Consider the following 20,376-nt stretch of genomic DNA (forward strand, 5'->3'; position numbering starts at 1 on the left):
TGATGTCGGCCAGGGGCTGGTTCCATCGAATGGGCAAGGCCCCCAGAGTTCGGCCTCCAAAGAGCGCAACCACCCTCCGGGGCGATGCAGTTACCAAAGGCATGGAGAACACAGGCAATACTCATGTCACCCGCCGGACCCTGCTATCAGTTGGCGGATTGATGTTTCTCAGCGCCTGCACAGCCCCTCGCGGTACGCCTGAACACACGGGGACATCGGCACCGGACACCGTGAAGCCCACTCATCCGGGCGACTCCCACGCCAGCGAGCCGGCCCGCGTCGAGTTGCCGGGCAGTCCGGAGTTCTACGTCCATCAGGGCCCGCGAGCGATCGCGCTGACCATCGACGACGGTCCGAACCCCGAATGGACTCCGCAGGTGCTGGACCTCCTGCGCCGCTACGCCGTGCCCGCCACGTTCTGCCAGGTCGGTGCCCGTGTCAGCGCGTACCCCAGCCTGGTGCGGGCAGTGGCCGCCGAAGGCCACCTGATCGCCAACCACACCTGGACCCACGCCGACCTGGCCCGGGCATCCGCCGCGACCGTCCGCTCCCAGCTGGAACGCACCAGCGACACGATCGAGAAGGTCACCGGCCAGCGCCCCACGATCTTCCGCGCCCCCTACGGAGTCTGGTCCGAGCCGACCCTGGCCACCTGCCGCGAGATGGGCATGCGCCTGCTGGACTGGTCCGTCGACCCCCACGACTGGTCGCGACCGGGCGCCTCGCGCATCGTCGAGCGGATCATGGCCCACGCCCATCCCGGATCGATCATCCTGGAGCACGACGGCGGAGGCGACCGCTCCCAGACAGTGGCCGCCCTGCGCCTGGTGCTCCCCCGCCTACTCGAAGCCGGCTACCAGTTCGTCACCCCCTAGGCTTTCCGCGTTTCGTCATCGCGCGCGATGCCCGCTCTTGCACCCGCCGGAGCGGTCGCCGGGGCCGCGCCCGTTGGACGACCGCCGGTGCCTGCAGGGCGTCTTGTTCGTCCTGTCCACCGGCATCTCGTGGCAGCAGCTTCCGATGGAGCTGGGCTTCGGCTCGGGGCAGACCTGCCGGCGGCGCATGGGACGGTGGCACGAGGCCGGCGTCTTCGAGGCCCTAACCGACGTGATGCTGGTGACCAGGGCGCCCCGGGCCGACGTGTCAGTAACTGTGCTCGGGGCGGTGTCGGACATGAGCCTGGCGACGACGGAGCCCGGCCGGTTCCGCGTCACCGTGACGCCAGCCCGGCCGCCGGGCGAAGTCACTGATTCGGGCCAGGCAGGCCTCCAACTGGGCCGGGTCCGTGATCGTCACCAGCCGCCCCCTCTTCTCCTCCGGACCTTGCGCCGAACCGGTGGCCGCGGCCACCGCCCCACGCGATCATGGCAGCAACCGCCGCATGTCAGGGAGGAAACCGCTCATGCCGAACAAGACCCGGGCCCGCCGGCTCACGCCCGGCCCGGAACGCGACAAGTTCGCCGCCGACCTGAAGATGAAGTACGAGGGCGGGAAGTCCATCAGGGCCCTGGCGGAGGAAGCAGGCCGCTCCAGGAGGAACTGCTGGCGTTCTACGACTTTCCGGCCGAGCACTGGATCCATCTGCGGACCACGAACCCCATTGAGTCGGCCTTCTCCACCGTCCGGCTGCGGACCAAGGTCACCCGAGGCGCCGGCTCCCGCACCGCCGCCTTGGCCATGGTCTTCAAATCGTCGAGTCCGCCCAGCAGCGGCGGAGGGCCGTGAACGCGCCCCACCTCCTCGCCCTCGTCCGCGCCGGAGCCCGCTTCGAACGTGGCTGCCTTGTCGAACGCCCCGAGGCAGCCGCGGCCTAGCCGATTGAGAAGGTGGCATCGCGGGCGGCGTAGTCGACGGGACCATCGAACCGTGCCGAGGCACGTGCCACCGCTTGCTGCGGCGTGAGGAAGCGGCCGACGTGCGTGACGATCAGCCGGCCCGCCCCGGCCATGCTGGCTGTGTCGCCGGTGTCCTCGGGCGTGTGGTGCACCTGTTCGCCCTCGACTGGAGCCTGTGCGCTCTCGGCTTCACACAACAGCGCGTCGCATCCCTTGGCCAGCTCCGTGAGGCTCGGGCACGGTGCCGTGTCTCCGGAGTACACCAGCGACTTGCCCGCCGCCTCGATGCGCACGGCGAAGGCTGGAATGCCGTGAGACACCGCCCGGCTGGTCAGCCGGAGCGAGCCAACGGCCGCCTGATGCCCGTCGTGCAACTCGGTTACCGCGAAGGCGGATTCGATCGGGCTGCGAGCCGGAGTGTTGGTAAGAAAATTGGCCAGCCGGTCGGCGATTCCAGGCGGACCGTAGAGAGGGATAGCCGCTGCGAGGTGGATGTCCGCGTACAGGGCTCCGTAGTACGCGGTGAGCAGGTCCGCGCTGTGATCGGCGTGCAGATGCGAGATCCAGATCGCATCGAGCTCATCCAGCCGCACATGACGCTGGAGCGGGCCGAGCGTCCCGCTGCCCGCGTCCACCCAGATACGGGTGTCCCCGCTCGACACCAGATAGCCGGAGCAGGGATTGTCCACGCTCGGGTAGGGCGTCGCGCAGCCCAGGACCGTGAGGTGAAGAAGCTCGTCGCTCATCCCAAGATCCTAGTGTGATGCGCCAGAAATCCTGAGGGTTAGTTACTACCCTGTTGGCATGTCGCATTCGGGGCCTTCTGCTGTGGCGATCACCTTGTCCGAAGCCGAGCGTGCCGAGTTGGTGCGCCGGACGAACATGCCGCACCGGCGCTCGGCTGAGAAGGCCCGCATCATCCTGGCGTGTGCTGACGGCATGTCAAACGCGCGTGTCGCACGGCTCGTCGGTGTCCAGGCCAAGACGGTCGGCAAGTGGCGTCGGGCATTCGCCGCAGAGCGGATGGCCGGGCTTGAGGACGCCGGCTGGATCGGCCGGCCGAAGGCCGACCTCATCCTCGACGATGCTGAGCGCAGACAGCTGCAGCAGTGGGCGCGGCAGGCCAAGACCGCCCAGTTCCTCGCGTTACGGGCCAAGATCGTGCTGCGCTGCGCGGAGGGCGGGACGAACCAGCAGGCCGCGGCCGACCTCGGTATCGACAGGTCGACCGTGGACCGCTGGCGGGCCCGGTTCATCGCAAAACGCCTCGATGGTCTGCATGACGAGCCGCGCTCGGGCCGGCCGCCTTCGATCCTCCTCGACCAGGTCGAGGAGGTCGTCGTGGCCACCCTGGAGTCGCTCCCGGGCCAGGACACGCACTGGTCACGGGCCTCGATGGCCCAGCGCACCGGCCTGTCGAAGTCGACGATCGGGCGAATCTGGAAGCGGTTCGATCTCAAGCCCCACCTGCAGGACTCCTTCAAGCTGTCCACCGATCCGCAGTTCGTCGCCAAGGTCGTCGACGTTGTCGGCCTGTACCACCACCCGCCAGAGAAGGCGGTCGTGCTCTGCGTGGACGAGAAGTCCCAGATCCAGGCGCTGGACCGGTCCCAGCCGGTGCTGCCGATGATGCCGGGCATGCCCGAACGGCGTACCCACGACTATCTGCGGCACGGCATCACCAGCCTGTTCGCCGCCTTCAACATCGCCGACGGCACCGTCATATCGGCACTGCACCGCCGCCACCGGGCGATCGAGTTCAAGAAGTTCCTGACCCGGATCGACAAGGCGGTGCCCGCCGGGCTCGACGTGCACCTCGTCTGTGACAACTACGCCACCCACAACACCGCCGAGATCAGGACGTGGCTCGGCAAACACCCCCGCTTCCACGTCCACTTCACCCCCACCGGATCCTCCTGGATGAACCAGGTGGAACGGTGGTTCGGCCTGCTCACCGACAAACTCATCCGCCGCGGCGTCCACACCTCCGTGAAGGCACTGGAGGACGACATCACCGCATGGATCAACACCTGGAACGAGAACCCGCGACCCTTCACCTGGACCAAGACCGCCGACGAGATCCTCAAATCCCTCGCCGACTACCTCGCCAAGGTCGGAACCACCGGCCAGAAAACAGAGCAGAACTAACCCTCAGGATTTCTGGCGCATCACACTAGAACACACGATCCACAAGTCTTGACGATTACTCCTTCAATGCGCCGCGGACGGCCAGCGCGAGGCTCTTCGTCTTCTCCATGCGGGCCTGGTGAAGGGCGCGGTTCTGGGCTGCGGCCTTCTCGCGTCCCTTGCGGCCCTCGCGGCCTTCTCGCGCTCTTGGGCTTCGCGCCTGGCGGCCCTCTCGCGCTCCCGAGCCGCCCGTTGCTGCTCCTCGACGCGCCGAAGGTGCGCCTGGGCGGCAGCGACGGCCTCTCTTTCTTCTGCCGAGGCGTCAGGATCCCTGATCAGGTCATCGGCCTGCCAGTACAGCTGGGGGTCGGCTGCTCCTTCAGCCGCTCCACAACATCCCTCCGACGTCGTGCACGCTCCTGCAGCCAGCGCTCACCGCGCCCCAGCGCCATGCGCAGCCGTGCGTCGTCGGCCGGTGTTGGGCCCGCATCGAGGAGCTGTCGGACGGTCTCTGTTGCGGGCAGGACTCGCCGTGGATGGTCGCGCAGTGCCCCCGGCCTCCTTGCCCAGCGCGGCTAAGTCCACCGGATCCGGTTCGACGACCGGCCCGGGGGCGGCAGAACCATGCAGTTCGACACCGAGGTCCCCGGCGAGGGAACCACCTGGGGCAGCCTGGACGACGCAGTTCTCACCTCCGAGAACGTGCTCACTGCTGCTGAGCCTGTCGTCCTTGCCACGCCCGAGTCCGGGCCTCCCACCCTGCCCACCGCAGGCTGAACCAGGTCCGCCACCAGCCCCACCGCGACCTGACACACCATCAACAACCCACCATCCCGACAAGTTGACAACGCCCTGGTCAGCGCACCGGCCGGCCCCTGACCCCGGTCGATCTTCGCCTGCTTCACCCAGCTGCGCAGCCCTTCGGCACTGGCCCCGAGCTCCCGGGCCACTTCCGTCGGGGTCCGCCCGGTGGAAAGCACAAGCTCCACCGCGTCCCGCTTTAACTCGGCCGTGTACCGCTTACCACTGTTGCCACTCACGATCTGGACTACTTCCTCCGGGACCCAACCGTCCCAGTATCAGGATGTCCAAGATCCGAGGGGGAACATCAGCACCGGCCGAGAACTGCCGGCACCTGCCGAGCCTGCACACGCCGCCGGATCTGATGAAGGTGCTGGAGGCGAGCATCCGGGCCGCCCGCGGCGACCGCAGCTCGTAAGCAGTGTGAACGGGTTCGATTCGGCGGCTCGCCGTCGAAAGCCGTCACGCGGACCGGTCGATCTGGTCGATCTGGCTCCTGCCCCGGCCGCTTTCGTTATCTGTTGTCAATCAAAGCAGCGGGTCATGACCGAGGATGTCTGTCAGGCACATCAGTACGTCGGCACCGAGCGGTTCGAGTGGGGACTCCCGGGCGAACGACGTGTCGTCGCCTTCATCGAGCCTACGAAGGTACGGCACGTCGTCGGCGTCGAACCCCTGCCCCGGGTGCGCCCGGTGCAGTAGAGCCCCGCCCGCGCGGTCGGGAGACGTACTGGCCACGGGCATGACGCATCGGGCACGGCAGCGCATGGGCCGGCGCCGAAGGCCCTCAGCACGCCTGCCGCAGGCCCGCGCCGATCGCCCGGCCCGCTCGCGTGACGATGTGTGTCAGCCGTCGTAGATCCCGTTCGGGTTCGACCATCGCGCACAGGGCGCCGACGACTTCGCCGCGCGGTGGCGCCACGGGCACGGCGACGCAGCACACGCCGGGTATCAGTTCCTCGCGGTCCAGGGCGACGCCGTTCTGCTGGATCTCCGCTGCCTGCCGCTTCCAGGAGGGCGGCAGCGGGCCCGTCAGGAGGGCCTTCGGTCCCGTCGCCACGAGCAGTCTTCCCGCTGCGGTGGTCCACGGCCAGGTCGCGCCGGCTCGCACAGGGGCCAGTTCGTCGACGATGCCGGGAATCCCCGCGGCCGCCATGGTGCGGCCTTCCCGCAGCACACACAGACAGACGCTCGCACCGGTCGCACCGGCGAGTTGCCGCAGCGGTTCCTGGGCTGCAGCCCGCAGGCCGGGGTGTGGCTGCCATCCCCGGCCCAGGCGGAACATCCGTGAACCGGTCCGGTAGCACGTGCCGCGGCGTTCTACGGCACCGAGCGCGACGAGTTGATCCAGCAGCCTGTAGGCGGTCGTCTTGGGCAAGCCGCTGCTCGCGGCCAGTGCGGCCAGACCCGTCTCGTCCGTGTCCGCCAATGACTCCAGCAGCGCGAACGCCCCTTCGAGAACGCTGCGTCCGGGTAACGGTGGTTCCCCGGCCTTCCGGTCTGCCGACCCCTGTCCAGCCATGGGGCCAACCCCCTTTCCACTCCGTGAGCGAGTCAAGGCGACGGCGATAGACGAACGCTGTCCGATGGGTAAACCCGCTGGTGAGGGTGCATGTGGCTGGGAATGTACGGCCGCGCCCGGCGTACCGTTCCGCTCAGCGGAACGCGCCTCGTTCAGCCGTCCTCGGCGCCGCTATGGTCCCTTCGCGAGTCAATTCCCGTGCCGTTGTGCCAACGGGTATGTGTGGGAGGGGAATATCCGATGAGTGCGCCGAGCGGCCCCACAGATGTCATCTGGGACATGACCTATTCCTGTCCGCTGCGCTGTGTGCATTGTTATTCGGAGTCTGGTCGGCGGCCGTCTCGACAACTCGACCATGCCGGAATTCTCCGAGTGGCCGATGCGCTGATTTCCCTGCGGCCTCTGGGTATCGCCCTGACTGGGGGCGAGCCCCTTCTCGTCAAAGGCCTGCTCGACGTCGCAGAGCGCATCGCGGGTGCGGGCATTCCCGTCCTGCTCTACACCAGCGGCTGGAACGTCGACCAGGCCCTGGCCGCAGACCTCTTGGGCGCCTTCCACCGGATCGCCGTGAGCCTGGACGGTGCCACCGCCGAGGTGCATGACCGGATCAGGGGCCGCGCGCGGTCCTTCGAGCGCGCGATCAGGACGCTCACCCTCCTCGACGAGGCCTCCCACGACCTCAGTGTACGTGGCCGCGGGATCGCCGCCTTCGGGATCGACTGCTCGCTGATGCGGAGCAACATCCATCAACTGGAGGCATTCTGCACGGACATCACGCCGCGCTTTCCCGCCATACGGCACCTGATCTTCGGCGTGACGGTGCCCTCGGGGCTGGCCAACCGGGCCGGGTTCGCCGAACGCGAGCTCCTCGACGACGACCAGATCCGCGATGTGGCGAGCCCCGGGCGGCTCGCACACCTGCGCTCCCTCGCTCCGGACACGGTGGACGTCTCCGTCGAGGACAACCGCATGCTGCTCATGCACCCCGACGACCTCGCCAAGGGGCGGTCGCTGCCGGCTCTGCAGGTGGAGCCGGACGGCGCGGTGCGGGCCATGCCGATCTACGAGGGCACAGTGGGAAACATCCTCGACGAGGATCCGTCCGTCCTGTGGCGGCGGGCCCTCGCACGGCGCAGCCATCCCTTCGTCGTGGAGACACTGACGCCCGTGCGCACCATGCGGGAATGGGCTCAGGCCGCGCGGCGCATCGACCAGTACTTCGGCACGGCCGAGGACCGCGCCAGGATCGACAGGCGGCCCGCGTACCACTGACGCGTTCTCGCCGACCTCTCCCTCACGCTGCCGGTACCGGATGAAGGGGTGAAACCATGAAAGCGGGCCCCACCGCGGATCGTTCGCTGCTCGTGGACTGCGTCCGTTCCGTTCTCACTCGTCATGAATTGAGCGACTGGCAGATCAAGCCAGGTAAATTCTGGTGCCACGTCCGTCTGCCGGATGCGCCGCAGCGCATTCAGGGGTGGAAACTGCACGTTTCTGCAACGCCCTTGTCCGCCCCGCTCGTTCTGGCCCAGACGGCCGATGTCCTGGCCGCCCATCGCGTGCCGTTCAAATTCGCCGGGACTCTCGCCCGGGTGGCGGAACTCTGCTCCCGCCGTACGGACCGGGCCAGCGGCGGAAAATTCATCACCGTATATCCGGACGGTCCCTACGACCAGCTGCGCGCGCTCGCGGACGAACTGCACCTCGCCACCGAGGGTTTGCCGGGGCCCGGCATCCTCTCGGACCAGCCGTACCGGCCCGGCAGCCTGGTGCATTACCGTTTCGGAGCCTTCCACGGAGTGCCCATGCTCGGCAACGAGGCGTCGTACGAGGCCATGCTGATGGCACCGGACGGCTCCCTGGACCGGGACCGGCGTGAGGCCTGGTTCTGCCCGCCGCCGTGGGCGCCGCGCGATCCGTTCACCGGGCAGCGGCCCACATCGCCCAAGCCCGACAGGGCCGCTGCCCGGCCGGTACGCCTCGACGACCGTTACGTCGTCCGCGAGGTCGTCCGCCACGCCTTCACCGGCGGTGTCTACCGTGCGACGGACGAACGGGACGGCGCCGCCGTCATCGTCAAACAAGCGCGCCCCCACACCGGGGCCACAGCGAGCGGGGAGGACGTCCGCGACGCGCGGCGCCACGAGGCGGCGATGCTGGAGCATTTCGCGTCCTTTGGCCGCACACCGCGACCGGTCGGGCTCTTCGAACAGCAGGGTGATCTGTTCCTCGTCCAAGAGGCGATTGACGGGGTCACCCTCCGCCACTGGGTGACGCAGAACCTCACCTACGAGGAGGACGGCGGCGACTGGGGCCTGTCCGTGGCGCTCGCCGAGCGGCTGGCCGCCGGCCTGGTCGACCTGGTGGAGCTCGTCCACGACGAGGGCTTCGTCCTGCGCGATCTCAACCCCAACAATGTGATGGTCACCGAGGACCACGAGCTGCGGCTGATCGATCTCGAACTCCTGGCCCGCCCCGGCGAACGCGTGGTGCACGCGCACACACCGGGCTACGCGGCACCCGAGCAGGTCGACGCCCGCTCCGGCGACCGCTGCCTCGATCTCACCGCCGACCTCTACGGCCTCGGCGCCACGCTGCTGTACCTGGTCACGGGTGTGGACCCGTTACTCGCTCCCGACGACTCGCCCGCGCGGCCCTACCGGCAACAGATCGCCGACCTCCTCGAACCCCTGTGCCGTGACAACCCCACCGCACATCGTTTCGCACCGCTCATCCTCGCGCTGCTCCACGAGCAGCCCGAACAGCGGCCCGGCCTCGCGGAGGTCCGGAGCACCCTGAGCGGCCAGTCCCCGCCCGAGTCACGTTCCGTCCTCCCATCGGCGTCGAACGCGCCCACCGGCAGCGAACTCAAACAGCTGACCGACGATGCCCTGGAGCATCTGCTGGCGACGATGGCCCCCGAGGCCGACCGGCTCTGGCCGCCGTCGTCGTTCGGCGCCACCAGCGATCCCCTCAACGTCCAGCACGGCGCCGCAGGCCTCCTCGGCGTGCTCACCCGCGCCCTGTGCGCCGAACCCGGACCGCACCTGCGCGAGGCCGTCGGCACGGCCGCCGACTGGATCACCGGCCGCGTCGGGCGTGAGCCGCGCGCGCTGCCCGGCCTGCACTTCGGCCGCTCCGGTACCACCTGGGCCCTCCTCGACGCCGCCGAGGGCCTCGACAACGACACACTGGCCGGCGTCGCGGCCGACCTGGCCAGGCGGGTCCCGTTGCGCTGGCCCAACCCTGACATCTGCCATGGCTCAGCCGGGGCCGGTATGACCCAGCTCCGCTTCTGGGAGGCCACCGGCGACGATGATTTCCTCCGCAGGGCCGACGAGGCCGCCGAGTGCGTGGCCGCCGCGGCCGTCCGCCGGGGCGGACTGCTCCTGTGGCCCATCCCGCACTCCTGGCCGTCCCACCTCGCCGGGCTCGTGCACTACGGCTTCGCCCACGGCGTCGCGGGCACCGGCGCGTTCCTGCTCGCCGCGGGCCGGGCCACCGGCACTGAGCGGTATCTGAAGCTTGCGGACGAAGCCGCACGCACGCTCCTGTCGACGGCACGTCACGACGACGGCGCTGCCTACTGGACCGCCGGGCCCTCGGGCGGGGCACGCAGGACCAACTGGTGCAGCGGCTCCTCCGGGATCGGCACCTTCCTGCTGCGGCTGTCCCAGCACAGCGAGGACGTCCGCCTGCGCGAGGGTGCCGAGGCGGCCGCCGTCGCGGTCCGCCGTTCCCGCTGGCACGCGGGAACCTCCCACTGCCACGGACTGGCGGGCGACGGCGAGTTCCTGCTCGACATGGCCGAGGCCTACCGGCAGCCGCGCTACGCCCGCTGGGCCGAGGACCTCGCCCTCACCCTCCACGCCCGCCACACCATCCGCCACGGGCGCGTGCTCGCCCCGGACGAGACCGGAACGACCGTCACGACCGACTACGGCACCGGCCTCGGCGGTGTACTGGCCTTCCTGCTGCGACTGCGACACGGCGGGCCCCGCCTGTGGCTGCCCAAGACGTTCACCGGGCCGGACGCACGCGACACGGCCAGGTGAACCAGCACACCGGACCGGACCCGGAGGGAGGTGAGACAGATGGAGCTTGACGTGACCGCCCTGCAGCACCTGCAGGAGGAAGAGCCCGAGACGGGCCTCTACCCGTGCACGTTCACCTGCCCGTGGACCTCGACGTCCGCGGAGGCCGAGTAAGCACACCGCACGGCCGGCGAGCGGCGGCCCTCTCCCAGGAGATCTCTCGGGAGGGGGCCGACCCGCGCCTGGGCGCAGGCTGCCCGCAGTGGTCATCACCGTCATCGCGACGCCGGATGCTCACCCCTGGAGATGCGCGTCCACGGTCGCCAGCGCCGCCGCCATGATGCTCAGCGCGGCGCGAGCAGGGGGCCCGTAGCGGTAGCCGCGGGTGGCAGCGCAGGCCGGGATGTCGAAGCTGGTCACCGCGAGCCCGTGCAGGGCCTCGGTGCCGAAGTCCGGGCTGTGGCGACGCCAGCGGCTCAAGATCTCCCAGCGGTAGAGCAGCGCGGTGCCGTAGCCGCTGCGTGACGGGGCGAGCAGGGCCGCGCCAAGGTCCAGGTCCGCCAGGGCGCGGGCGAGTTGCTTGTGCCCGTAACGGTGCCGGTCGACGACCTCGCACAGCATGACGACGTCGACGCGGTCGGCGGCGCCCCTGATCCGCTCGGCGAGCTGCGGGCAGCGGTCTTCGGGGTTGCCGTCCCCGAAGGCACTGGTCGTGCCGTCTCCAGGAACGAAGTCAGTTCGGCGTTGCAACGGGCCGGGTTCTCCGCGTTCGGATTCATCGCGGCCTCGGGCACCGTGGTGGTGCGCCCATCGGGCAAGATGAGACGGGTGCAGGCGCTCAGCCGGCGAGCGCGCCCCGGTCCTCCGCCGCTCCCGCGCCTCCTGTCCCGCCCACTTCGCGCACGCCTGGAGCAACGCGGGCCTCGCGAGGCGAAGCGGCCCTGCGCTCGGTTCCCAGCCGGCCGAACTCCCGCAGGGTGTCCAGGCAGGTGCCGGTGTGGCCCTGCCGTCCCTCGTGCGCGAGGGGCGGCGGGGCCAACCGGGTGCCGGATAGGGCTAGTTGGTGAAGTACAGGTACTTCCAGGATCCGTACGTCGTCTTGTTCACGGTGTCGCCGGAGGTGCCGTTGATGTACGAGGACCGGATCCGTGCCTTGATGCCGGAGTGGCCGGGGGCCGGGAGGTAGACGACGGACCTGCCGTCCGTGCCCAGGCTGAAGTACTTGGAACCGTCCGCCTCCCACTTGCCGTTGACGTAGACCTGTAGTTCGAGGCGCTGCTTGCGGCCCGGGTAGTAGGTCATGGTCGTGGTGAACAGGGGTGCGACGTTCTTGTGGAACCAGTAGTAAGGGGTCGTGCCGATCTTCGCCGTCCTGTACTGCCGGGAGACCGCGAGGGAGATGGCCACGCGCGCGTACGCCGTGGACTTCACCGTCTTGGGCGCGGTGCGGGTGTCCCCCTTGAAGACGGCGGTGACGTCCGTGTCCCGGAGCATGTTGAGGGTGACGGAGAGGTTGCCGCTGGAGTCGACGGTGCCGCTCTTCAACAGCTTGTTGGGCTTGTCGGCGCCGTAGGGGTTGGCCCAGATCTCGACCGTGCGGTTCTTGTAGGTCGGGCCGAGGTGCGCGGTGAAGGTGACGGCTTTGTTGTAGTCGTACACGTTGCCGTCGTTGTTCAGGGTCAGGCTCGGCGTCGCGAAGGAGACCTTGACCTGGGCGGTGGCGGTGGCCGCCGCGTGGGTGCCGTCGCCCCCGTAGGAGACCTTGTAGGTGGCGGTGCCGCCGGCCTGCGGGGTGTCGGTGAAGGAGTACGAGCCGTCGGCGTGCACGGTGGCGTCGGGCAGCACCTTGCCGTTCGGGTTCTCCACGTCGGTGCGGAGGACCTTCAGCCTGGTGCCGGCGGGCAGCTGCGTCGACGTCGACAGGGTGCCGGAGACGGTGAGCTGCCTGCCGCCGGTCGCGGTGGACGGGGCGTGCACCGACAGCGTGGGCTGCTCCAGCGTCGGATTGCCGAGCGGAGTGACGACCCAGCCGCTGTTGGTGCCGACGAGGGCGAACAGCTCGGTGGAGTCCGGGGACCAGGCCAGCGGGGTCTTCGCCCCGTTGGAGCCGGTGTTGTAGGTACGGATCGGCACGGCGCCGTCCGGCCGGTAGACCGACACGGCGCCGCCGTTCGCCTGCGCGACCAGCCCGTTCGGGGCGATGTCGGCGTCGGTCCCGTTCGGGTAGGCGCCGTCGGCGGCGAACGCGCCGTTCGTGTACGCCTGCCGCTCGGTGCCGTTGACCAGCACGTGAGTGCCGCCGGGCACCAGGTCGATGTCGTGGATGCCGCTGTTGAGCGAGTAGTCGCCGTGGTAGTACGCGACCTGCTGCGGCGTGCCCGAGGAGACGTCGAGGACGGCCATCGAGTCGGTGGACAGACCGGTCTCACCGACGGCGAGGATGCCGGGCTGGCCGGGGTCGGTGTCGAGCAGCGCCTGGCCCCAGAGCTTGTTGGTGTACTGGCCCGTCGTCACCGTGCCGGCGCCGGCCGGGTCGACCGAACCGAGGTTGCCGTCCCACTGGTCGCCGTACGTGAACCACACCTTGCTGCCGGCCACGGCCACATGGGTCGGGCCGGTGGTGGTGGGCACGGTGTAGCGGGACTTGACGGTCAGGGTGGCCGCGTCCAGCGCCACGATCTGGTGGCTGCCCGAGGCGGCCGCGTACAGCGTGCTGCCGTCGTCGGACAGCGCGAGGTCGGTGACGTCGGTGATGCCGTCCGCCTCGCCGACCTGGTTGCCGTCGTAGTCGGCGGCGAAGACCTTGCCGGTCTCCGCGTCGCCGACGAAGACCCGGCCGGTCGCGCCGTCGACGACGAACCCGCCGACCGCGTACACGGAGGCGGGAGCCGCCGAGGCCGTACCGGCCGACATCACGCTCAGCGCCGCCGAGCTGAAGACGACCGCGAGCGCCGTCGCGGTCGAGATGCTGCGCCTTCGCACAGTTGTGTAACCCCCACGAGGAGTCCCGGCCTGAGGCCGGGAGCCGATGGCGCCGCGCATCGCCCGGCCGTGACCGAAAAGGTGCGGTGACGACCGGGGCGCGACTGCCAGCGGCAGCGTATGACACGAGTGTGACAGTCGACGAGCGGGAATGGTTGTGCGCCAGGAGGGACAGCCTGGATCGGGGTGGCTCAACCCAGGGGTGTCATCGCGTAGTCCGGGTCTGAGAACGCCGCGTCGTCAGGCATCGCTTCCGGCTGCGAGGCCGTACTGCGCCAGAGCCGCCGACAGGCCGAGACCGACGCCACCTGCAGCAGCCCGTCGCGGATCAGCAGTACGATGATGCCCGGCAGATCGCTGCGCACGACCTGGCCTTGGCCAGGGTCGCACCATGGCCAAGGACTCTGTCGGGTGGTGGCGAAACGGCCGCCTCATCCGACCGCCTGCTCACCCTTGACGACGGTGAAGGCGATACCGCCCAGCTGCGAGGTGAGGTAGTCGCGCAAGGCTGCTGAGGCGCGGCCTGCCTGGCTGGTCCGCAGTTCGATGCCGGAATGGTCCGTGGCCGGGCCGATCTGGTAGACGGGGAACCCTGCAATCGTCGGGCGGTTGTGTGCCATGAGCCCGCGGACGGCCGTCTGCAGTGTCCCCTCGGAGTAGCGGCAAGGAAAGATGTCGAGCCGGTTGAGGTCGACGGCCGGGTGGGCGTGCTTGGCCGCCTGGGCGAGCAGCCTCCCGCGCGTCACGTCCGTGACGCACAGCGCCACCCGCCCCGGGGTGTAGCCGTCGATCACCGTGCCGAAAATTTCCGAGTACGCGGCGTTGAACTCCTCATCGCCGACGGCCTGCGTAAGCGCCTGGGCCTGCGCGGTGCCGTCGGAATTGCCACTGCCCGCAGCGGGGGAGGCCGCACCCTGACTCTGCACGCCATCCGGGCAGGAGGCGGTAGCCCCGCCGCTGCTCGGGATCCTGCTGCTGCCGGCCCAGGACACGGACGGGGCGCTGGCAGACGGCGTCCGTGACGCCGCCGATGTCCCCAGCGAGGACCCGGCGCACGCCGCAGTGGCAGCCAACATCCCCGAACAGAGCGTCACAGCAACAGCGCGCCGCATCATGTTCCTTCTTCCCCGGAGTTCAGTTCGCGGGCTGTTGTCGCTCATGGCTTCCCCTGCCTGCCGCCCCATCCGGGTGCATCCGGTTCTATCCAGGCCATGCGTGAAGGATAGGCACCCCATCGGGGCCGGATCAGCCGCCAGCGGGAACGTCCGAGAAGATCGCCGGAGGCGACTGCGGCATGGGGCCATAGGGAGCAGGCACCGGGAAGGCCCGGGCCATGCTCCTCACTTGGGATCACCATGTTTGCCTTTCTCCACGCCGGGCTCTCGCCCCCCTACGGCGGCACCATCTTCGCCAGCATGCTCGCGGTCCTCGCCCTCGCCGCAGTCTTCGCCCGCACACCCACCCGCCGGGCCGACGCCCGCAAGGTCCTCGACCTCCTCCTTCTACGAGGTGCGCGGTCGACACACACCAACAGGCCGCAGCAGTGATCCGCAGCCGGCCCACTCGGCAGTCGGGTCCTCACAGGTCGAGACGTACGAGGCCGCCAGGAACGGCAGGCCTCCACAACGTCGGGTTGCCCGTCGCGAACATCCGCCGGCGGCCGAATCTCCGCCGACGACACGGCAGGCCCCATCCATGTCGAGGTCGTTGGGGAGCTGTTTGGGCAGCTGGCCGGAGAGCAACAGGCGCCGTCTGCCTCAGCCCTGCGGCTGCCGATCAGGAACCTTCTCTCGCCTACCTGATCACAATTTTGTCTGACGAGCCTGCCGTAGGAGCATGTCCGCGTCACAATGGCTCCAGCAGAAAGACAGCGGCCATATGAAACACGCTGCACGTCACAGATGGGTGGCATTCGCGCTGCCGGCCGCGGCCCTGGCGGCCGCAGTCCCGTTTGTCATCCCCTCACTCGCGGGCGCCTCTCCTACGCCGGCCACACAGGCAGCCGCGCGGATCGACGAACGCCAGCAGGTCCTCGACGCCATTGCCGACCGGATCACCGAAGGGCTCTCCGAGTCCGGCAGGGCGCACATACCCGGCTTCGCCGAGGTGGAGGTCGACCCCGACCACAACCACCTGCGCCTGTACTGGAAAGGCGCCCCGTCCCAGCGGGTCAAGAGTATCCTCGCCCACCTCCCCCACGGAGTGACCGCCGAGGTCGACCCTGCCCGCTATTCCAGGGCCGAACTCCACGCGGCCCGCGTGAAGTTGCTGAACAGCCTGGCCTCCATGAAGCTGCGAGTCGAGGGGACGGCGGACCCTGTCCGCGTCACCAGCATCGCACCGGCGGTGGACGGCAGCGGCCTGGAGGTCGGCTACGACAACGCCGCCCGCACGGCGAGCAGTCTCCTGACGAGCGGACACGGCAAGACGTTGCAGCAGGTCGCCACGGCAGTCGGCCGCCTGTCGGGAGTACACGTCGCCGCGATCCACCGGCTGCAGAGCGTGGATCTGTCCTCCCGGCAGCATGACAGCTCCCCCTGGACCGGAGCCTCGGCGCTGAAAAACCCACTCGGCGGCATCTGCTCCGGCTCTTACGGCGTGAAGAACGCCCGGGGCCAGTACATGCTGACGTCGGCCTACCACTGCGGCCCCGGCCCTGAAGGCCAGTGGACCACCTGGTGGGGTGGCGACCTCATCGGCACCACCGACGCCACCCAACGCTCCCCCCAAGACGACGTGGTCGGCATCAAGCTGCCCTCACAGCACGTGAGCGGCCGGCTCTACGACGGCCCCGCAAGCCGCACCGACGGCTACGCCAAGCCCGTCATAGGCTGGGGGCACAACAACGTCGGCGACTACGTGTGCACCGACGGCGCCAACGGCGGCGTGCACTGCGGTGTGCGCATTGCCCAGACCGACATCGGCGTCACCGGGCCCAACGGCATCTACCGCCCCGACGTCGACCTCGCCTACGCCACCGCCGCCACTCCTGGCGGCGTCGCAGCCGTCAACGGCGACAGCGGCGGCCCGGTCTTCGCCAGCGTCCGCAACCACACAGCCGATGAGGCACGCGGAATCATCACCGCCCTCGACCGGACCATCACCTGCCCGCCTGCGTACAACCCCGGCACCGTCCTCGACGGTCATCGCAGGACACCCTGGTGCCTGGCCGGCGTCTACTACGTACCCATCGGAAAAACCCTCCACGACATGCACTGGACCCTGGTCACCGGGTGACCCTTCACAGGCCCAGGGCCGCAGCGGGGCCGAGAATGAGACAGCCGACACCGACCGCAGCGACCGGCTGTCCGTGCCGGCCCGAGCACCGCTGAAGTCCAGCACCCCACGCGACCCGGCCGCCTCGGCCGCGTTCATCAACGCGGCCTCCACCCCGAGCCGAACACCGGTGGCCCGGTGTGGAGACCGCCCTCATCGAGGCGGGAAGCCGAGGGATGGCGGGACAGGCGAGTTCGCAGTCCGTCAAGCGAAGAGGTCGGCGCGGCCATCCGTCTGGTCAGGTCCGGTGCGGCGGCACCCACACGGTGACGTCGAACAAGATCTCGCATGGCGCGCCGGACACCGTACGCAGCACGGCTTTCACCCGGAGCTCGGCCACGCGACGGGCGGCTGTGAGAGCGCACACGACCTGTCCGGGACGGATGCCTTTACCGGCGAGCGTCACTCCGTAGTCCTGCTCGCGTGCGCACGGCCAGAAGCCGTCGGAACGACTCGGCGGGAGCACGGCGATGTCGTTGTCCGCCACGCCGTGCAGGGCGTGGTCCTGGGCGCCGAATCAGATGTCCGCCGTGGCGGGTCCCGGCTCGGGCCGTACATCCCAGTCCGCAGCCATCGAGTCCAGGTCGGCCACCTGCCCGGGCCTCAGGGTCAGCGTGTCGCGCCGGCGCACGGGGGCAGGCGCACCCTCTGGCAGGGCGGCGGCCGCGTGCGGCGACGCCGATCCGGCGGACACCGTTGGCCGAGCGCCGGACGCCCCGCTCAGCCCCGCCAGCAGCGCGGCGAGCAGCACTGCGGCAGCTACCGCCCAGGCCAGTCGGCCGGCTCGCGCCACCCGTCGCCGAAGCGCCGTCAGCGGACGGCGGCCAACTGCGGACCGATCGGAGACACCGGTTACGGGGACGGGTTTCGGCTCCCGGGCGGCCTCCGACGGCGAGGTCGGCGGTACAGCCGGAGGCAGTATGGCGGGTGGTTCCCCGTCGGTTGCGGGCCGGAGCTGCTCCCACCGCCGGCGCCACAGCTCATGACCTCAGCGAGGACCTCCCGGTCGATGTAGCCGTCGACGGCTTCCATCACCACACGCTTGAGCTCGGCCCGCTTCGGCCGGAAGCACGGGTATGCCTCCCGCCCGGCAGTTCCCGAGAACTCAGTCGAACGGCAGTAGTTCGGCCTTTGCCATCTGCGTCTTCTGCGGGCGCTGGAACTGCGGCCTGAGCATCAACAGGTCCATGAACCGCTTCGACGGTGGGTAGCCGCCTGACTTCGCGGTGAGGAACTCGTCGACGAGCAAGGTTCGTGCCTTCGCCGTGGTGACGCCGGTGAGGACGTTCTGCTGGGTGATCTCGTCGGCCAGGGCCTCAAGGTCCCGCTCGTAGCCGGCGTAGATACGGCGGGACGCTTCCTCGACGAGTTCGATGGCCTGGCTCGTGGCCCAGCGGACGATGCGCTGGTGTTCGTGCAGTGCCTCGTCGTCGGCCCCGTCGGGCGGTGGGCAGGCGCCGTAGGCGATGCCGTGATGATGTGATCGCTTCGTTGCGGCCCGGAACTCCGGATTGTCGGCGAGTTCGGCCGCAATCCGCTCGGCCTCGGCGTCGGCCTGCAGGCGGGCGTCCTGGACGCGTTCGGCCGCGGAGAGGCGGTGCTACTGGGTGAACTCTGCCCAGTCGTTCTGGAGATCGGTGTGCCAGTCGGCCTCCTCGCCCCAGTAGTGGGGCAGTCCGTCGGCCATGAAGCACATCACCACCGAGGTGATCTTCCCTTCGTGGGAACGCGCGGTTCGGCGCAGCCGCTTCAGGTCGTTTTGAGCCTCTGCGCTCAGCTGGCCCTCGACACTGGCTCCGACCTTGGCGGACCCGTCGTCGTCCATGACGGCGAACGCCTTCGCGACGAACACGTCGCTGTCGAAGTACAGCACCCGCGTGCCGCACGTGTGGGCGACGTCGATGAACTCTTCGGCGTCGAACTCATCCCCCGGCAGCAGTACCCGGCAGCCCTCTCCCTCCGGGATGGCAGCCAGGGGTTTCAGCCCCTTCGAGCTCGTAACACGATCTTGTTGAAGTGGCCCGGTTGGGCGTGACCGATGTGACGATTCGGCCGTTCGGGAGGGTGTGAGTACCCGGCCGTGGATCGTGGACGACGACTTGTGGGCGCTGATCGAGCCGCTGCTGCCGCCCTGGCCCGAGAAGTCGCCGGGCCCGCGCGGTGGCAGACCGGCGGTGTCTGCAGGGCATTCTGTACGTGCTCTACAACGACATAGCCTGACAACTCCTGCCCCGGAGCTGGGGTTCGGCTCCGGACAGACCTGCTGGCGGCGCCTGGACCGCTGGCGGCAGGCCGGGGTCTTCGACCAGCTGCACCGCATCCTGCTCGCCGAACTCAACGCGGCCGGCGAACTCGACTGGCCCCGCGCCTGCGTGGACGGCTCCCACATCCGAGCGAAAAAGGGGGAGCCAACCCCGGTCCGTCGCCGGTCGACCGGCGGAAAACGGGCAGCAAACACCATCTGATCTGCGACGGACGCGGCACCCCGCTCAAAGTCATCACCACTGCGGCCAACGTCAATGACGTCACCCAGACCCTCACTCTCGTCGATGGCATCCCGCCCGTGGCCGGACGGCCCGGCCGCCCGCGCCGCCGCCCCGACTCACTTCTCGGCGACAAGGGCTACGACTCCACCGGCGCGAGCTGCGCAAGCGCCGGATTCTGCCGGTCATCTCCCGCAAGGGCGCCCCGAACATCAAGGGCCTCGGCAAACTCCGCTACGTCGTCGAGCAGACCTTCGCCCTGCTCCACCAGTTCAAGCGCCTCGCCGTCCGCTGGGAACGCCGAACCGAACTCCACGATGCCTTCGTCTCGTTGGCCTGTAGCCTCATCTGCTGGAGACGCCTCAAGGAGGTCCGCAGCAGATCAGAAGGGCAGCGGCTCGGAGCTGAGTGACTCGGTGTACCCCAGGGACCACCGCTCAGGAACGGCGGCGCAGATCGCATCCAGATCGGCGCGGGTCCGGCCCCGGACGTGAAGCCAGCTGTGGACGCCCAGGCCATCTTGGCGCAGCAGCTTGCCCGGGGCAGAGAACCAACGCACGGGGAATTCCTCCCGCCCCGTCCACATTGGACGGTCCGGCAGTTGGACCCGCTGGAAGTGTTCGGGCACCGCACCAAGCAGGTCCGCGGGCAGCTCGCACGCGTTGTACAGCCGGCCTCCGCCGCCGAACAGCGCCTCGCTCAGGACGAGTTCGACGCAGGACAAGGACACCCGGTCCAAGAACGGCCCCCAGCCGTGCCGCGCCTGAACGAGCACCGGAGGATCGTCCCGGTCAAGGTCGGTAAGGCGCACCCCCCAGAAGGCACAGCCCTGGTTCTCACTGCGGAAGACGAGGACGCCGCCGCACTCGTCATGCACGAACACCTCGTGAGGCGGCAGCAGCGGCTCCTGGTTGGCGACCAGGTCGGGCCGGCTACCCACGAGCGTATAGAACTCGTGCAGCGCAGTCGGCAGGGAGCAGCCGAGCATCGCCTCCGCCTGCGCCAGCTCCGCCCTGGGCGTGCCGTCATCCTCGGCCAGCGCATCGCCCCAAGCGGCAGCAAAGCTGCGGATAAATGTCCAGGCCCGCTCCCGATCGGAAATGCCGCCATCCAGGGCGCGGGCCACGTCGAAGCTGCCACTCATGCCACGAAACGTATCGGAAGCCCGAGCCGCATCGCCAAGAGACCATCAGGCCGCCAGAGAGAGTCGCAACTGGGGCCCGGACCTGATCTCGCTGGCGCCGAACCCCGCCGTCACCGGCCTCGCCGCCCTGGTGCTGCGCGCCCGGCGCGGCACCGAGCCCGCCGTGCGGCGG

General features: G+C 69.4%; 20 protein-coding genes and 5 pseudogenes. 14 read left to right on the forward strand and 11 right to left on the reverse strand.

Annotated elements, in window-relative coordinates; genetic code table 11:
• Nucleotides 1-230 precede the first annotated feature (230 nt).
• The 4 genes and pseudogenes from GQF42_RS01800 to GQF42_RS01815 all read left to right on the forward strand — a co-directional run.
• Nucleotides 231-875, forward strand: a complete 645-nt coding sequence (locus GQF42_RS01800; RefSeq protein ID WP_158917038.1) for a polysaccharide deacetylase family protein — start codon at nucleotides 231-233, stop codon at nucleotides 873-875.
• A gap of 37 nt (nucleotides 876-912) precedes the next feature.
• A pseudogene (locus tag GQF42_RS45425) lies at nucleotides 913-1,089 on the forward strand (transposase); the annotation flags it as partial.
• A 313-nt stretch (nucleotides 1,090-1,402) separates the two neighbouring features.
• A pseudogene (locus GQF42_RS47515) lies at nucleotides 1,403-1,480 on the forward strand (helix-turn-helix domain-containing protein); the annotation flags it as partial.
• Nucleotides 1,481-1,539: 59 nt separating this feature from the next.
• A pseudogene (locus GQF42_RS01815) lies at nucleotides 1,540-1,814 on the forward strand (transposase); the annotation flags it as partial.
• Here the strand turns inward: GQF42_RS01815 and GQF42_RS01820 are convergent.
• Nucleotides 1,811-2,581 carry an MBL fold metallo-hydrolase gene (locus GQF42_RS01820; protein WP_158917040.1) on the reverse strand — a complete coding sequence of 257 codons (771 nt, stop codon included), beginning with the start codon at nucleotides 2,579-2,581 and terminating at the stop codon, nucleotides 1,811-1,813. The pseudogene GQF42_RS01815 and the gene GQF42_RS01820 sit on opposite strands and share 4 nt — an antisense overlap.
• Before the next feature lie 82 nt (nucleotides 2,582-2,663).
• Here GQF42_RS01820 and GQF42_RS01825 point away from each other — a divergent pair, with 82 nt between their 5' ends.
• Nucleotides 2,664-3,983, forward strand: a complete 1,320-nt coding sequence (locus tag GQF42_RS01825) for an IS630 family transposase (RefSeq protein ID WP_199273015.1) — start codon at nucleotides 2,664-2,666, stop codon at nucleotides 3,981-3,983.
• 603 nt (nucleotides 3,984-4,586) lie between these two features.
• Entirely contained in the window at nucleotides 4,587-4,739 is a 153-nt protein-coding gene (locus GQF42_RS45435; RefSeq protein WP_233273180.1) for a hypothetical protein, read from the forward strand.
• Nucleotides 4,740-4,834: 95 nt separating this feature from the next.
• Here the strand turns inward: GQF42_RS45435 and GQF42_RS47520 are convergent.
• Nucleotides 4,835-5,002 (reverse strand): annotated as a pseudogene (locus tag GQF42_RS47520) (transposase); the annotation flags it as partial.
• A gap of 44 nt (nucleotides 5,003-5,046) precedes the next feature.
• Here GQF42_RS47520 and GQF42_RS46815 point away from each other — a divergent pair.
• Together GQF42_RS46815 and GQF42_RS01835 are read left to right on the forward strand one after the other, a co-directional pair.
• Nucleotides 5,047-5,181 carry a hypothetical protein gene (locus GQF42_RS46815; RefSeq protein ID WP_267906114.1) on the forward strand — a complete coding sequence of 45 codons (135 nt, stop codon included), beginning with the start codon at nucleotides 5,047-5,049 and terminating at the stop codon, nucleotides 5,179-5,181.
• Nucleotides 5,182-5,306: 125 nt separating this feature from the next.
• Entirely contained in the window at nucleotides 5,307-5,465 is a 159-nt protein-coding gene (locus GQF42_RS01835; RefSeq protein ID WP_199272540.1) for a hypothetical protein, read from the forward strand.
• 85 nt (nucleotides 5,466-5,550) lie between these two features.
• Here the strand turns inward: GQF42_RS01835 and GQF42_RS01840 are convergent, their stop codons facing one another.
• Nucleotides 5,551-6,285 carry an IclR family transcriptional regulator gene (locus GQF42_RS01840; protein ID WP_158917044.1) on the reverse strand — a complete coding sequence of 245 codons (735 nt, stop codon included), beginning with the start codon at nucleotides 6,283-6,285 and terminating at the stop codon, nucleotides 5,551-5,553.
• Nucleotides 6,286-6,564: 279 nt separating this feature from the next.
• Here GQF42_RS01840 and GQF42_RS01845 point away from each other — a divergent pair, with 279 nt between their 5' ends.
• The 3 genes from GQF42_RS01845 to GQF42_RS44685 are packed head-to-tail and all read left to right on the forward strand — an operon-like array spanning nucleotide 6,565 to nucleotide 10,493.
• A complete protein-coding gene (locus GQF42_RS01845; protein WP_233273736.1) occupies nucleotides 6,565-7,557 on the forward strand; it encodes a radical SAM protein in 993 nt (330 codons plus the stop codon).
• 56 nt (nucleotides 7,558-7,613) lie between these two features.
• On the forward strand, nucleotides 7,614-10,340 hold the full coding sequence (gene lanL / locus GQF42_RS01850; protein ID WP_199272541.1) for a class IV lanthionine synthetase LanL: 2,727 nt from the start codon (nucleotides 7,614-7,616) through the stop codon (nucleotides 10,338-10,340).
• A gap of 39 nt (nucleotides 10,341-10,379) precedes the next feature.
• A complete protein-coding gene (locus GQF42_RS44685; protein WP_199272542.1) occupies nucleotides 10,380-10,493 on the forward strand; it encodes an ALQxL family class IV lanthipeptide in 114 nt (37 codons plus the stop codon).
• A 120-nt stretch (nucleotides 10,494-10,613) separates the two neighbouring features.
• Here the strand turns inward: GQF42_RS44685 and GQF42_RS01855 are convergent, their stop codons facing one another.
• The 4 genes from GQF42_RS01855 to GQF42_RS01870 all read right to left on the reverse strand — a co-directional run bounded on the left by GQF42_RS01855 (nucleotide 10,614) and on the right by GQF42_RS01870 (nucleotide 14,227).
• Entirely contained in the window at nucleotides 10,614-11,069 is a 456-nt protein-coding gene (locus GQF42_RS01855; RefSeq protein WP_158917050.1) for an endonuclease/exonuclease/phosphatase family protein, read from the reverse strand.
• 306 nt (nucleotides 11,070-11,375) lie between these two features.
• Nucleotides 11,376-13,301: an NHL repeat-containing protein gene (locus tag GQF42_RS01860; RefSeq protein WP_158917052.1), complete on the reverse strand. Its 1,926-nt coding sequence runs from the start codon at nucleotides 13,299-13,301 to the stop codon at nucleotides 11,376-11,378.
• A 191-nt stretch (nucleotides 13,302-13,492) separates the two neighbouring features.
• Nucleotides 13,493-13,666, reverse strand: coding sequence for a hypothetical protein (locus tag GQF42_RS01865; RefSeq protein ID WP_158917054.1), 174 nt, complete (start codon nucleotides 13,664-13,666; stop codon nucleotides 13,493-13,495).
• Nucleotides 13,667-13,732: 66 nt separating this feature from the next.
• Nucleotides 13,733-14,227, reverse strand: coding sequence for a hypothetical protein (locus GQF42_RS01870; RefSeq protein WP_158917056.1), 495 nt, complete (start codon nucleotides 14,225-14,227; stop codon nucleotides 13,733-13,735).
• Nucleotides 14,228-14,656: 429 nt separating this feature from the next.
• Here GQF42_RS01870 and GQF42_RS01875 point away from each other — a divergent pair, with 429 nt between their 5' ends.
• Nucleotides 14,657-14,848, forward strand: coding sequence for a hypothetical protein (locus tag GQF42_RS01875; RefSeq protein WP_158917058.1), 192 nt, complete (start codon nucleotides 14,657-14,659; stop codon nucleotides 14,846-14,848).
• A 358-nt stretch (nucleotides 14,849-15,206) separates the two neighbouring features.
• Nucleotides 15,207-16,538, forward strand: a complete 1,332-nt coding sequence (locus tag GQF42_RS01880; RefSeq protein ID WP_233273181.1) for a S1 family peptidase — start codon at nucleotides 15,207-15,209, stop codon at nucleotides 16,536-16,538.
• A 277-nt stretch (nucleotides 16,539-16,815) separates the two neighbouring features.
• Here the strand turns inward: GQF42_RS01880 and GQF42_RS01885 are convergent, their stop codons facing one another.
• The 3 genes from GQF42_RS01885 to GQF42_RS01895 form a co-directional block, all read right to left on the reverse strand.
• Nucleotides 16,816-17,064 (reverse strand): hypothetical protein, encoded by a 249-nt coding sequence (locus GQF42_RS01885; protein ID WP_158917062.1) that lies wholly within the window; start codon nucleotides 17,062-17,064, stop codon nucleotides 16,816-16,818.
• Between the two features lie 618 nt (nucleotides 17,065-17,682).
• Complete coding sequence (locus tag GQF42_RS01890; protein WP_158917064.1) at nucleotides 17,683-17,826, reverse strand: hypothetical protein; 144 nt, start codon at nucleotides 17,824-17,826, stop codon at nucleotides 17,683-17,685.
• A gap of 351 nt (nucleotides 17,827-18,177) precedes the next feature.
• Complete coding sequence (locus GQF42_RS01895) at nucleotides 18,178-18,450, reverse strand: hypothetical protein (RefSeq protein WP_158917066.1); 273 nt, start codon at nucleotides 18,448-18,450, stop codon at nucleotides 18,178-18,180.
• 211 nt (nucleotides 18,451-18,661) lie between these two features.
• Here GQF42_RS01895 and GQF42_RS01900 point away from each other — a divergent pair.
• Nucleotides 18,662-19,472, forward strand: a pseudogene (locus GQF42_RS01900) (IS5 family transposase).
• On the opposite strand, the gene GQF42_RS01905 reads toward GQF42_RS01900, so the two are convergent.
• On the reverse strand, nucleotides 19,443-20,204 hold the full coding sequence (locus tag GQF42_RS01905; RefSeq protein WP_158917067.1) for an SMI1/KNR4 family protein: 762 nt from the start codon (nucleotides 20,202-20,204) through the stop codon (nucleotides 19,443-19,445). The pseudogene GQF42_RS01900 and the gene GQF42_RS01905 overlap by 30 nt on opposite strands.
• Between the last annotated feature and the right edge of the window lie 172 nt (nucleotides 20,205-20,376).

It is taken from the genome of Streptomyces broussonetiae (genome assembly GCF_009796285.1).
GTDB lineage: Bacteria > Actinomycetota > Actinomycetes > Streptomycetales > Streptomycetaceae > Streptomyces > Streptomyces broussonetiae.